The sequence below is a fragment of the Aminobacter sp. P4_H6_2 genome, assembly GCF_056400805.1.
Map to the genome: position 1 here is coordinate 1 of NZ_JBFUKO010000101.1, position 12451 is coordinate 12451.

The 12451-nt window shown below is 61.8% G+C and carries 15 protein-coding genes and 1 pseudogene; 9 read left to right on the forward strand and 7 right to left on the reverse strand.

Annotation, left to right across the window (positions count from 1 at the left end):
* The coding region (locus AC1DUU_RS10660) for an aminotransferase class I/II-fold pyridoxal phosphate-dependent enzyme (RefSeq protein ID WP_476783402.1) at positions 1 to 390 on the reverse strand (390 nt) is incomplete at its 3' end.
* Positions 391 to 495: 105 nt separating this feature from the next.
* On the opposite strand from AC1DUU_RS10660, the gene AC1DUU_RS10665 reads away from it, so the two are divergent.
* The 3 genes from AC1DUU_RS10665 (at position 496) to AC1DUU_RS10675 (ending at position 2964) form a co-directional block, all read left to right on the forward strand.
* Entirely contained in the window at positions 496 to 1407 is a 912-nt protein-coding gene (locus AC1DUU_RS10665) for an EAL domain-containing protein (protein ID WP_476783391.1), read from the forward strand.
* Positions 1400 to 2236: an EAL domain-containing protein gene (locus AC1DUU_RS10670; protein ID WP_476783392.1), complete on the forward strand. Its 837-nt coding sequence runs from the start codon at positions 1400 to 1402 to the stop codon at positions 2234 to 2236. The genes AC1DUU_RS10665 and AC1DUU_RS10670 overlap by 8 nt, the downstream gene beginning before the upstream one ends.
* Before the next feature lie 116 nt (positions 2237 to 2352).
* Positions 2353 to 2964, forward strand: a complete 612-nt coding sequence (locus tag AC1DUU_RS10675) for a glutathione S-transferase family protein (protein ID WP_476783393.1) — start codon at positions 2353 to 2355, stop codon at positions 2962 to 2964.
* A 298-nt stretch (positions 2965 to 3262) separates the two neighbouring features.
* Here AC1DUU_RS10675 and AC1DUU_RS10680 read toward each other — a convergent pair whose 3' ends face one another.
* A complete protein-coding gene (locus tag AC1DUU_RS10680; RefSeq protein WP_476783394.1) occupies positions 3263 to 3472 on the reverse strand; it encodes a cold-shock protein in 210 nt (69 codons plus the stop codon).
* A 284-nt stretch (positions 3473 to 3756) separates the two neighbouring features.
* Between AC1DUU_RS10680 and AC1DUU_RS10685 the strand changes: the two genes are divergently transcribed.
* Both AC1DUU_RS10685 and AC1DUU_RS10690 read left to right on the forward strand, forming a co-directional pair.
* Positions 3757 to 4059, forward strand: coding sequence for a hypothetical protein (locus AC1DUU_RS10685; protein ID WP_476783395.1), 303 nt, complete (start codon positions 3757 to 3759; stop codon positions 4057 to 4059).
* A gap of 148 nt (positions 4060 to 4207) precedes the next feature.
* Positions 4208 to 4528 carry a hypothetical protein gene (locus AC1DUU_RS10690; RefSeq protein WP_476783396.1) on the forward strand — a complete coding sequence of 107 codons (321 nt, stop codon included), beginning with the start codon at positions 4208 to 4210 and terminating at the stop codon, positions 4526 to 4528.
* Here the strand turns inward: AC1DUU_RS10690 and AC1DUU_RS10695 are convergent.
* Positions 4525 to 5046: a methylated-DNA--[protein]-cysteine S-methyltransferase gene (locus AC1DUU_RS10695; RefSeq protein ID WP_476783403.1), complete on the reverse strand. Its 522-nt coding sequence runs from the start codon at positions 5044 to 5046 to the stop codon at positions 4525 to 4527. The two genes, AC1DUU_RS10690 and AC1DUU_RS10695, sit on opposite strands and share 4 nt — an antisense overlap.
* A 237-nt stretch (positions 5047 to 5283) precedes the next feature.
* On the opposite strand from AC1DUU_RS10695, the gene AC1DUU_RS10700 reads away from it, so the two are divergent.
* Positions 5284 to 6285, forward strand: a complete 1002-nt coding sequence (locus tag AC1DUU_RS10700; RefSeq protein ID WP_476783397.1) for a transglycosylase SLT domain-containing protein — start codon at positions 5284 to 5286, stop codon at positions 6283 to 6285.
* The gene (locus AC1DUU_RS10705; protein ID WP_476783404.1) at positions 6282 to 6773 is read left to right on the forward strand and encodes a GNAT family N-acetyltransferase; all 492 of its coding nucleotides are present in this window, start codon (positions 6282 to 6284) and stop codon (positions 6771 to 6773) included. Before AC1DUU_RS10700 ends, AC1DUU_RS10705 begins: the two co-directional genes overlap by 4 nt.
* 50 nt (positions 6774 to 6823) lie before the next feature.
* Here AC1DUU_RS10705 and AC1DUU_RS10710 read toward each other — a convergent pair.
* A pseudogene (locus AC1DUU_RS10710) lies at positions 6824 to 7139 on the reverse strand (hypothetical protein); the annotation flags it as partial.
* Positions 7140 to 7312: 173 nt separating this feature from the next.
* Here AC1DUU_RS10710 and AC1DUU_RS10715 point away from each other — a divergent pair.
* Complete coding sequence (locus tag AC1DUU_RS10715) at positions 7313 to 8398, forward strand: linear amide C-N hydrolase (RefSeq protein ID WP_476783398.1); 1086 nt, start codon at positions 7313 to 7315, stop codon at positions 8396 to 8398.
* A gap of 204 nt (positions 8399 to 8602) precedes the next feature.
* Complete coding sequence (locus tag AC1DUU_RS10720) at positions 8603 to 9358, forward strand: hypothetical protein (protein WP_476783405.1); 756 nt, start codon at positions 8603 to 8605, stop codon at positions 9356 to 9358.
* Between the two features lie 164 nt (positions 9359 to 9522).
* On the opposite strand, the gene AC1DUU_RS10725 is transcribed toward AC1DUU_RS10720, so the two are convergent.
* The 3 genes from AC1DUU_RS10725 to carB all read right to left on the reverse strand — a co-directional run.
* Entirely contained in the window at positions 9523 to 9888 is a 366-nt protein-coding gene (locus AC1DUU_RS10725; RefSeq protein WP_476783399.1) for a hypothetical protein, read from the reverse strand.
* A gap of 108 nt (positions 9889 to 9996) precedes the next feature.
* Positions 9997 to 10371 carry a hypothetical protein gene (locus tag AC1DUU_RS10730; protein ID WP_476783400.1) on the reverse strand — a complete coding sequence of 125 codons (375 nt, stop codon included), beginning with the start codon at positions 10369 to 10371 and terminating at the stop codon, positions 9997 to 9999.
* A 384-nt stretch (positions 10372 to 10755) separates the two neighbouring features.
* The coding region (gene carB, locus AC1DUU_RS10735; protein ID WP_476783401.1) for a carbamoyl-phosphate synthase large subunit at positions 10756 to 12451 on the reverse strand (1696 nt) is incomplete at its 5' end.

Sequence of the window (12451 nt, forward strand, 5' to 3'; positions counted from 1 at the left end):
CTTCCTGGCAATGGCCTCGCGCAAGGGCACGATGCCAGAAACCGGCGGGTACTTGGTTTCGCCACGGCGGATCGCCTCGATCGCCGCGTTCTTGATGTTGTCGGGCGTGTCGAAGTCGGGTTCGCCGGCGCCAAGGCCGATGATGTCGCGGCCGGCATTTTTCAGCTCGCGCGCTTTCTGCGTGACCGCGATGGTCGCGGAAGGCTTAACGCGGGAAAGGGCATCGGCAAGAAAGGCCATGACTTCAGGTCTCCGGTTCGCAAATACGCGGTCGCGCGACCGCGGGCTTCTATTGTCGCATGACGCGGGGAATCGCAAGCGGATTGACGCCTTTGGCGCTGCCGATATGCTGGGCCAGCATCGTGCGGAAGCTGTGCATAAACAGCCGATTGGCTGCCGTTCAATTAAGTTTGAGACATTCCGTTAACCGGCGATCAAATCTTCGATGAGATTTTGGCGGAGCAATTTCGCCAGCATTCCGGAATAGGACGGACCGTGTCGAAGAGCATCGGGCTCGCCCATATCATCCGGCACGACGACGGATCTGTGTCCGGCGTTTGGGGCGTTCACGCCCTGCGCAGCGCGTTTCAGCCGATTTTCACCTTTCAGTCGGGCAGGTTGCTTGTCGGTGCCTACGAAGGCTTGATCAGGCCATTTCGTGGCGAGGACGCCGTGCCGCCGGGCATTTTCTTTGGCATGGTGGATAGTGCCGAGCGGCTGCAGGTCGAGACGCTGACACGGACGCTGCATTTGCTCAACGCGGCGGCGTTCCTGCCCAAGGAAGCGTCGATCTTCATCAATTTCGATCCCTCGGTGTTCCTCAACCGTTCGATTTCCGAGCACGCGTTGCGCGACATGCGCAAGGTGCTGAACGAAACCGGCATCGATCCGCGCCGCATCGTCTGCGAGATCACGGAAAAGAAACCCGCCTCCGAAGAGGCGCTGTTCGATTTCGTCAAGGTGCTCAAGTCGAACGGCTTCCGCATCGCGGTCGACGATTTCGGCTCGGACGAATCCGACATCAAGCGGATCAGGGACATCAAGCCCGACATCGTCAAGTTCGATGCGCACTGGATCGGCCGGCTGATGGAATCAGGCGCCGGCTTCGCCCTGCTCAAGGAAATGGTGACGAAGTTCGAGGAGAAGGGCATTCGCACGGTCTTCGAGGGGCTGGAGGAGAGCTGGCAGCTGCAGCTTGCCGAGCGGTCCGGCGCATCGATGGTGCAAGGCTTCGTTCTGGCGTTGCCGGAAATCGTGCCTGCCAACTTTTCCCTTTTCGAACCGGTGGCCCCTCAAGCCGCCGGACAGCACATGGCGGGTCCGGCGGTGATCGGAAATGCCGAAACGGTGCCAGGTCGCGCGCCGAGATTAAGCCGAAGCTTCGGCAAGAGGACATTGCATGAGTGACGAGTTTTTCGGGTTTGGTGCGTTGCCTGCGGATCTGGCCGCAAAGATTGTCGCCGATGAGGTTGGCCTGGAGTTTGGCGTGCATGGCGATTTCCGCCTGCGCTGCACCATTCAGCCGATCTTCAGGCATGAACAGGGCCGCCTGACGCCGGTTGCAGTGGATGGGCAGGTCGTGCCGTATCGCAAGGGCCAGCCCGTGGCGATGGCGGAATTCCTTGCCGAGGTGGCTGTTGAGGACCGCGCGATCGTCGGGCGTGTCTGCGAAGTGCTGCCGCTGGCCAATGTTCACAATATCGGCCTTGAGGGTGTCGCTCTGCTGTTCAAGCATGACATCAACGGTGGTGGGGCATCACTGGAGGATCTGCGCTTCATGGCCAAGCGCCTCGCCGACGAAGATTTTGAGGCTTCACAGCTGATCTGCGAGATCGACGGCGACGAAAACCTTGCCTGCGCGCTTCGTGCGCTCGGCATGCGCGTGGCCCTTGGCCATCATGGCGCCCATCAGCCCGACGGCAATGCCGTGAAGCGCGTGATGCCCGAGATCGTTCGGCTCGATCGGGCTTCGTTCGAGCGTTTTTGCGCGGATGCCGCGACCGGGCGCCTGTTGCGCCCTGTCGTTTCAGAACTGAAGGCACAAGGGGCCGACGTCCTTGTCGAAGGCATCGACAGCGACGGCCGTCTCGAAATCGCGCTCGGTGCCGGTGTCGACCTGTTCAAGGGCGATCTGCTTGAACCGGCGATGCTGGTTGGCTGCGTCTTTGCCGAGGGGCCGCGGGAGACGTCGCAATATCGTCGCGGCGAATGTGTGGTCGTTCCGCTGTTTGGATAAGGCTTGTTGGATAAGACTTGGCGAAACATCACCAAATCTGATGTTTCGCCAAAGAATAATTCGCTGGATCGACATGCCTGCACAACGATAATCGCCATGAAAAAAGGGCGAGTGCGATGATCACGATCTACGGAATGACCGACAGCGGCAATTGTTACAAGCCGCGCCTGCTGATGGCCAAGCTTGGCCTGCCGTTCACCCATGTCGAGACCAGTTCGCGCGACGGCACGACGCGATCGGCTGCGTACCTTGCCAGGAATGCCAATGGCAAGGTGCCGCTGCTCGAACTCGAGGACGGTCGCTTTCTCGCTGAATCGAATGCGATCCTGCTGCATCTGGCCGAGGGGACGCGGCTTTTGCCGCCTGACGCATACGAAAGGGCGCTTGTCTATCAATGGCTGTTTTTCGAACAATATAGCCATGAGCCCCATATCGCCGTGCGTCGCTCGCTGATGACCTATCCCGAGCGTGCCGCATTGGCGACGCCAGAGCGTCTGGCCTCGCTTCTGGAAAGCGGCAACAAGGCGCTGGGCGTGATGGAAGCACAGCTTCAAAAGACGCCATTCCTGGCCGGTGACGCGATGAGCGTCGCGGATATCGCACTTTATGCCTACACCCATGACGCGACAGTCGGCGGCTACGACCTGGATGTGTTTCCGGCGGTGAAGGCCTGGCTGGTGCGTGTCGAGGCAGACAAGGGGCATGTGCCGGTCAGCTGGCTGCCCTGACGCCGCTATTGCCACACAAAAAAAGGCCTGAAGATCGGATCGATCTTCGGGCCTTGTCTTTGTTGCGTCCAGACATCAAGGCGGGTCTCCGCGATCTTGAGCCTGTCCGCAAAAGAAAAAGGCGGGGTGTAACCCCGCCTTCCGCTGTCAGCAGCTGATCCTGGTCCCTTCGGCCCGAGGCTCACGGCAATCTGCCGCATCGTCCTTCAGGTCTTGGTTCCGGCGCGCTTGTCGCGCGGCCGCCAGTACATCCGTGACTTGCAACGCAATTGGAGCTTTCGCTCCCGCGCGCCTTAAATCAGACTGCCTTCAAAGCTCCGGCAGACGAGCGGCCCGTACGACGGTCCTGCTCGATGTCGAAGCTAACCTTCTGGCCATCGGCCAGCGAGCCCATGCCCGAACGCTCGACAGCGGAGATGTGGACGAACACGTCCGCACCACCTGCGTCGGGCTGAATGAAGCCGAAGCCCTTGGTTGCGTTAAACCACTTAACGGTGCCAGTTGCCATTGCGATAATCCTTGTCGTTTGCAGTTGGTCTCGATCAAGCTAAAATGCCTGATCTGTTGTATCGAAATTTTGGAGATAGACGTCTGCAAACGCGAGAGTGTCGCGGGGCACGGATCTGTCGGCCGAAATATCAACGACACGGATATAAGGGTATTCGGCGCCGAATGCAAGCCCCTGTAAATACTGGCGGCCTGAAGCTGGCTCCAATTTGCATGCAATCATTGCGGGCGAAGAGTATTGTTTCGCGTGGCGCTGGCGCCTGCCTGACATGTTGGGAGGTTACCATGAAAACCATCTTGCTTGCCGCGTGCCTGACGCTATTTGCCGCCGAAACGCAGGCGGTCTCACGCTACAATTCCACCAGCATGAGCTGCGCCAAGGTGCAGCAAACCATTCGCAGTGAGGGCGCGGCCCTCCTGCGCTGGGTGTCGCCGACATCGGGTGTCCAGCGCTACGATCGCTTCGTGCGTGACGACTCGTTTTGCCAGGTATCGTTCGAAACGAAGCTCACCTCGGTACCCGCCGCCGACACCCCATCCTGCCGGGTCTACAACTGCAAGCCAATCCAGCGCTTCCGTGACAGGTAACGGATCGCAGTCGCGGGATGTTTTTGCGCTTTCCATCCGTTTGTCAGGACATGGCTGGGCGACGCCTAATCGGTGCGCAACCATAGCGGGCGAAAAATGTTATATTGCGTGGCGATAGCGCCGCTTCCGGAAGCCTTGGGAGGTCATCATGAAAACCATTCTGCTAGCCGTTTGCCTGACTATGCTTGCGGCCGAGGCACAGGCGGCCTCGCGCTACACGTCGACCAGCATGAGTTGCGCCCAGACGCGCGGCACGATCGTAAGTCAGGGCGCTGCCATCCTGCAGTGGCGCTCGCCGACTTCGGGCGTGCAGCGCTACGACCGCTATGTAAGGGATGACAGCTTCTGCCCCACCGGCCAGTATGCCGAGCGGGCCTGGGTGCCGACGGCCGATACGCAATCCTGCCCGGTCTATAAATGCAAGCAGATCGACCGCGACGATTTCTTCCTCTTCAGGCGTCGACACTAAAATCCGAACGATACCTGGGTGGCTGGAGGCGGGCCGACACGCACGCCTTCGAGAACCAGCATCTTTTCCTTCATGTTCGAGCCGCCGGTGGCCGAAAAGCCGCCGATCTTGCCGCCCGCCGCCAGGATGCGGTGGCACGGGATGACAAGCGGTATCGGGTTGGCGCCAAGCGCCGYGCCGGTTTCGCGAAACAGGCCCTTGCGGCCGGCCTTTTCCGCTAGTCCGCCATAGGTCGTTGTTTCGCCATGGTGGAGGTTTCTGGCCGCGGCATAGATATCCCTGCGGAAATCGTCGACGCCGGTGAGATCGACCGGCACGTCGGAGAAATCGACATCCGTGCCTTCGGCATATCTTCTGATGTCGGCGATCAGTGTGGTGGTCCATGACGGCGGCGTACGATCGCCAGTGGCGGCATCGCTGGCGCCGGCGAGGCGCAGCAGGCGACGTTCGGCCGCGGCATAGGTCTTTTCGGGCAGGCAAAGCCGCGTCAGTCCGGCATCGCTCCAGGCCAGCGCCATGAAGCCGAGCGCGGTTTCGAAGACGGCGTGTCCGGGGAGGGGGAAGCTGATTGCGGTGTCCACGGCCATTCCTTTCCCAGTCAGTACAAATTGGGGTCTAGTCAGTACAAATCGGGAACAATTTTCGCACGATCTGCGACCGCATGCCACCCGAAAACCACAACCGCCTGTGGATTGCCCGGACTCATGCTGTGTTGTAAGAAGTTGGCGGGACGAAATCATTAATAGAGTGTGCATTTGCCGGCGATAAAGACCCACCTGCTGATTTCAGCGGCACTGGCGACGGCTCTGCTGTCTGGCTGCCAGACCAATACGGCGGCGCTCAGCACCGACCTTTCGACCGGCGCAGACGTGGCCTTGGCCTCCGAAATCGACCTATCGCTGCCCGACACCGTGGCAGTGGTGCCGACGTCATATGCCAGCACCGATACGCCGCTTGCAGGTTCAGCACTTGCGACAGTTGCCGCCGCCCAAGCGACCGATGCGCTGACCGCCGAAGCGCCTGCGGTAGCCCCCGTTGTCGCAGCGGCCGAAGCACCCGCAACGCCTGCGGCAGTTGCCGATGCAGCCAAGGCGCCTGTAGTGGCAGCTGCCGCACAGGGCGCTGGCCCTGCGCCTGCTACCATCGCCAAGGTCCCGGTCGACCCGATGAGCGCGCCCATGGCCGGCGGCGAGATCATCATCGCTGCCAATGCGCCCAAACTGTTCGGCAAGTTTCCGCCGGCCCCGACCATCGCCGACTACGCGCTGCCGGCCACGGCACCGGTGCCGGCAAGCTTCCAGGTCGCCTCGCTCGGCGATGTCGCGCCTGAAAGCTTCACGCCGTCGTCTTATGCCGTGCCCGACAGTCCGGCCCTTGCCTCGCGCGGCAAGATCGACGCACTGATTGCGAAATATGCCGCCATCTACGAGGTTCCGGAGAGTTTTGTGCGGCGCGTGGTCAACCGCGAAAGCACTTTCAATCCGCTCGCCTATAACAGGGGCCATTGGGGCCTGATGCAGATCAAGCACGCCACCGCGCGCGGCATGGGTTATGAGGGCCCCGCCAACGGGCTGCTCGACGCCGAGACCAATCTCAAATTCGCGGTCAAATATCTGCGCGGCGCCTGGATGGTGGCCGACGGCAATGAGGACCAGGCCGACAAACTCTATCAGAGCGGCTATTATTACCACGCCAAGCGCAAGGGCCTGCTCGACGAGACCGGGCTCGGCCGCGACCGCGTCCGCCATCGCGGCTGACGCATTTGGCTTCCGAGCCCGAGGAACATGATGTTCGCTTACGCCGGGTTTTGCCCGGCGAACTGAAAGCCGCATTTTGGCCGGCCGGTTTTGAAGTGCGGACGTTCGAGGCGCCCGATGCGCTGGCGCTTCACACGCTATTGGGGCTGGTCTTCGACGACGGCAAGGACGGGCCGTTTGAGGTCTGGTGGCCGCGGATTTCCGGCGATGCCGAGTTCGACCCCGAGTTGTGTTTCCTCGTCCTCGACGGCGAGGGCCGGCTGGCCGGTGCCGCGCTGTGCTGGTCGGGCGGCTTCGTGAAAGACCTTGCCGTTCACCCCGATTTTCGCGGGCTAGGCATCGGCGAGGCGCTGATGTGGCACGTCTTTGCCACTTTTGACGCGCGCGAGGCGCCGCATGTCGACCTCAAGACCAATCTGGTCGGCAATGCCGATGCTGTCCGGCTGTACCGCCGGCTCGGCATGGTCGAGGTGGACTGGGCGGGGTAGTTTTTACGCGGGGCGCGAGGTCGAGCCTTTCGCCTCACCTTGCTCCGTGTTGGCGCATTGCCGATCCGCTGCTTGAGTTCCAGCGCCCACGCCCTTCCTTCGCCGCCGCCCCACAACAGCCAGGCGACGTAGCCGGCGGAGAGGTTCTGCTCGTTGCCGTAATTCTTGCCGAGCTTGTCGACTTCGTGGCGGGCGAAGTAGCAGACCATGCGCTTGATGGCGTGGAGTGAAAGCTCTGTGCGGGCGACAAGCCCCTCGGCGCGGCCGACGCCGATCTCGGTGCCGCCGCGTCCGAATTTTTGCCAGTGCAAGGCCCTTGGCAGCGTGGCCGCCTGATCCAGCCCAATAATTCCGGCGGGCTGGCATAACTGGTCTGGCAAGTCTTCGGGATATGTAGCACAAGACGTCACGGGCGAAATATCTCGTTACTTTGCATTGACGAAAGCAGAAGCATGCCGAATTTTCTAAATCGTATGGTAAACGCAACATCTGACGCGGCGTTCCTGCCAATTAGCCGGAAGAAATCTTGGCGCGCTGCCATGCGCGGCCTGATGGCGGCGACCGTCGCGGGAGCCCTGCTGACGACTCAATCAGCGCTAGCCTGTACAAGCATTCGGATCGCTACATCGGACGGCGGTGCCGTCTACGGCCGCACCATGGAATTCGCCTTCAAACTCGAGTCTTCGGCGATGGTGATCMCGCGCCATTTCGAGCTGGCCGCGACCGGTGCAGACGGCAAGCCGGGCATGAGCTGGACGGGCAAGTACGCAGCGGTCGGGCTGAACGCTCTGGGCGTAACCGCGTTGGTCGACGGCATGAACGAGAAGGGGCTCGCCGGCGGCATCCTCTACTTCCCCGACTATGCCGGCTATGCCGACCCAGCCAAAGCCGACCCGGCGAAATCCCTTGCGCCATGGGACGTCTTGACCTGGGCGCTCACCAATTTCGCCACGGTCGCCGAGGTCAAGGCCGCGCTCGAAGGCATTTCGATCGTCGGCGTCGTACAACCTGCGATGGGTATTGCGCCGCCTGTTCACTACACGCTGCACGATGCCTCCGGCGCATCCGTGGTGATTGAGCCTGTCGATGGCGTTCTCAAAATCTACGACAATCCGCTCGGCATCATGACCAATTCGCCGCCGTTTGACTGGCATCTGGCCAATCTGCGCAACTACGTGAAACTGTCGCCTGTCAACGCCCCGGCGCTGGAGATCGGCGGGCAGACGTTCTCTCCGCTTGGGCAAGGCTCGGGCATGCTCGGCGTTCCCGGCGACACGACGCCGCCGTCGCGCTTCGTGCGCGCACTCGGCTTCACGCTTGCGGCCGAAAAGAAGCCGAGCGGCATCGAGAGCGTTCGCCTCGCCGAGCATATCCTGAACAATTTCGATATCCCTGCCGGCTGGATCCGGCAGAAGCAGGATGGCACCGCCGAGGCGCCGCTGGAATACACGCAGTGGTCGACCGTGGCCGACCTCACCAATCGGCAGTACTACGTCAAGACCTATGACGATCAGGTGCTGCGCGGGATCGATCTCATGAGCTTCGATCTCGACGCCAAGACCCTGGTCACCACTCCGCTCAAGTCGGAACTGGCCGCACCAGCCTTGGCATTCCCAAAATCGTGACCCGAGACCGGTCGGCCGCCATTGGCGGCTGACCGGGGTTCCGCCATCCCCGGTCAAATCAATCACGCCACGCGTGGCGCAAGCCATGCGGCACGTGGTTTCGGCCACCGGAATGCTTGCCAGAACAACGAAACGGGCATCATGAAACTGCATTCAACAAACAAGTCTCCCTCAATCCCGGGGATCCTCGCCACCTTGGTGACGATGCCATTGCTCGCAGCCATCAGCCCGGCCGGCGCCGCCGATCTGCAGCCGGCAGCGCCGGTCGAGCGCGAGTGGAAGGTCATCATAAGCCCCTATGTCTGGGCGACGTCGTTGAATGGTGACGCGTCAGTGTTAGGCCTTCCCGCACACGTCAACGTGCCTTTCGACGAGACGCTGAAAGACCTCAACATCGCGATCATGGGCAAGGCCGAGATCACCAACGGGCTTTTCGGCGCCTATTTCGACGGCCAATACGCCAAGGTCTCGACGGATAAGCCGATCCACTCGATCGACATCGGGGTCGGCATGACCTCGACCGTGCTCAGCGCCGGTGCCTACTACCGCATCTATGAGGCGGCCCTTGGCGGCGACACCGTGTTCGGCACGCAGCGGACGTTTGCCATTGAACCGACAATCGGCGCGCGCTGGACCCGATTGAGCACCGAACTCAAAGGTGCCGGGCACCACATTTCCGCCAGGGAAAGCTGGACCGACCCGTTTGTCGGCGCCAGGGTCAATTACGATCTGACGGACCGATGGAACTTCGCGGCGGAAGGCGATGTCGGCGGCTTTGGCGTCGGTTCGCAGCTGAGCCTGAACGGCCAAGCCTATCTTGGGTACCGCACCTCCATCTTCGGCCACAACAGCATCGTCCGCGCGGGCTACCGCGCGCTGTACCAGGACTACGAGAACAATGACTTCCATTGGGAAGTCACCCAGCATGGGCCGGTTTTCGGAGTGTCAATGCAGTTCTGAACGGTCCGTGGGGCGATTTCCGGTCGGTCACCCTGACACCAAGCTTACGAGAGCCGGCGCCGCGCCGAAAGGTACCCTGCGGCGCTGGCTTGTCCGATCGGCGGCGGTCGTTTCGCGGCGCGTGCTGTTGTCAACGCGTCGCTCTAAACCAGATGGTGGGCAATCTAGCCGTTTGGCTTCGTCTGCCCCTTCATCTCCAGCGCCCATGCCCGCCCTTCGTCGCCACCCCATAACAGCCAGGCGACGTAGCCGGCTGACGGATTTTGCTCGTTGCCGTAGTCCTTGCCGCGCTTGTCGACTTCGTGGCGGGCGAAATAGCTGACCATGCGCTTGATGGTGTGGGGCGAAAGTTCGGAGCGGGCGACAAGCTCCTCGGCGCGGCCGACGCCGATCTCGGTGCCGCCGCGTCCGAATTTTTGCCTCAGTGCAAGGCCCTTGGCGGCGTTGTCGGCCACGATCTGCGGTGGGACRAAGTTGATGCCCGATGCCTCGCGGCGGATCTCGTCGAACGGGTCGTAAGTAATGGGCATGCGGCGATTCCTGCTGATGGGGCAGGGTAGCGGGATGGGGGCGGGTTGGGGAGGGGCGGGCGCTCATTGGCAACCCCTTCTCCCCCTGTGGGAAAAGGGGATGCTGCCTCACTTCGAGGCGTAGACCGCGCACTTGCCGGTTGTCTTCATCTTGTATGTCTTGCCGACCGAATTACAGCGCTCCAGCGCCTGCTTTTCGGCTGCCGCCTGGGATGGCGCGTTGAGGGAGTCGGCACAGTAGAAGGCCCCGACACCGCCCAGATGCGTTTGTGCGTAGGCCGAGTGGCCGGAAGCCGCGACATAGCCCTTGTAGGCGTCCTGACATGGGCCTTTTGTCCAGGCAAACTGCACGGCATAGCGCTTCTTGCCTTCCTGGCCGGCCAGCGAGCCCTTGTCCTTGGCTATTGCCGCGCCCGGCAAGGCCGCAATCAGCATTCCCGCCAGCATCGTTAGAAATGCCGGCCGCGTGGATTTCAGCTTCATTCCCCAAATCTCCCCCAATTGATGTGACAGAATTATCTGCAATCTATGCGGGTGAAAAGGTGGGGCAGAAGAAAATCACATGGCTTCGTTAAAGGAAGACGATGCTATTTTAGCAGGTGCTTTAGTATAGATGGTAGCGGTTGCAATCGGCGTGGTGGAGGCTCGGCAGTATTTGTTGCCCCAAGGCTATTTTCACCCGCGTCGCATGACATGCGGGAGGGGCGGGGAGACGTCGGAGGCGTGGCGAGAGAGGCTGGCGCTGCCCCTCATCTGCCTGCAGGCGTTCGATACATGAAAAGCCAAGCAGTTGGCTTTTCATCCGCTACGCGGACCGCAGCTCACCTCCCCGTAAACGGGGAGAAGAGAGCTGTGGCGACGTCTTGCTTACTTGAAATAGTCCTGCAGCGGACGCACTTCGAGCGAGCCGGCCTTGAGGGCTGCGATGGCTTCGGCAACTGCTGCCGCACCCGACAGGGTGGTGTAGTAGGGCACCTTCTGCATCAGCGTGGCGCGGCGGATCGACTTTGAGTCCGACACTGCCTTTTGGCCATCTGTCGTGTTGAAGACGATCTGGATCTGGCGGTTGCGGATGGCGTCTTCGATATGCGGACGGCCTTCGAGCACCTTGTTGATCTTTTCAGCCGGCACGCCGTTTTCGATCAGGAAGCGGGCTGTTCCCGATGTCGCAAGCACCTTGAAGCCGAGGCCGGACAGGCGCTGGACAGCACCCAGGATACCGGCCTTGTCTTCGTCGCGGACCGAGACGAACAAGGTGCCCGAACGCGGCAGGTCGACGCCAGCACCCAGCTGGGCCTTGGCGAAGGCGAGCGCAAAGTCGCGGTCGAGGCCCATGACCTCGCCGGTCGACTTCATTTCGGGTCCAAGCAGCGTATCGACGCCGGTGAAGCGGGCAAACGGGAACACCGCTTCCTTGACCGCGATGTGGCCGGGATTGCGCGGGTCCGGCTTGGCGCCGTAATGGGCGAAGGCATCGTCGAGCGTTTCACCCGCCATGATGCGCGCGGCGATCTTGGCGATCGGCTTGCCGACGGTCTTGGCAACGAAGGGCACGGTGCGGCTGGCGCGCGGGTTGACTTCCAGCACGTAGATGGTGCCGTCCTTGATGGCGTATTGCACGTTCATCAGGCCGCCGACATTGAGCGCGCGCGCCATGGCCGAGGTCTGGCGCTCGAGTTCGTCTACGAGTTCGGTGGGGAGCGAATGCACCGGCAGCGAGCAGGCACTGTCGCCCGAATGGATGCCGGCTTCCTCGATGTGCTCCATGATGCCGGAGACGAAGGTGTTGGTGCCGTCGCACAGGCAGTCGACGTCGACCTCGATGGCGCCCGAGAGATAGGTGTCGAACAAAAGCGGGTTCTTGCCGAGCAAGGTGTTGATCTGGCCGGTCTTGTCGTTGGGGTATTTCTGCTTGATGTCTTCGGGAACCAGGCCCGGCACGGTGTCGAGCAGGTAGGTTTGCAGCATGCCTTCCGAATGGATGATCTGCATGGCGCGGCCGCCCAGCACATAGGACGGGCGCACGACCAGCGGGAAGCCAAGTTCGCCGGCAACGGTGCRGGCCTGCTCGACCGAATAGGCGATGCCGTTCTTGGGCTGGGTCAGGTCGAGCTTCTTGAGCAGCTTCTGGAAGCGGTCGCGGTCCTCGGCGAGGTCGATCATGTCGGGCGAAGTGCCGAGGATCGGGATGCCGGCCTTTTCGAGTGCCTCGGCGAGTTTGAGCGGGGTCTGGCCGCCGAACTGGACGATGACGCCGTGCAGCGTGCCCTTGGCCTGTTCGGCGCGCAGGATCTCAAGCACGTCTTCCGCCGTCAGCGGCTCGAAATAGAGCCGGTCGGATGTGTCATAGTCGGTCGACACGGTCTCGGGGTTGCAGTTGACCATGATCGACTCGTAGCCGGCCTCGCGCAGCGCATAGGCGGCATGGACGCAGCAATAGTCGAATTCGATGCCCTGGCCGATGCGGTTGGGACCGCCGCCGAGGATCACGACCTTCTTGCGGTCAGAGACCTGGGCCTCGTCGGCAAGCGCGCCCGCAAACGGCACCTCATAGGTCGAATAC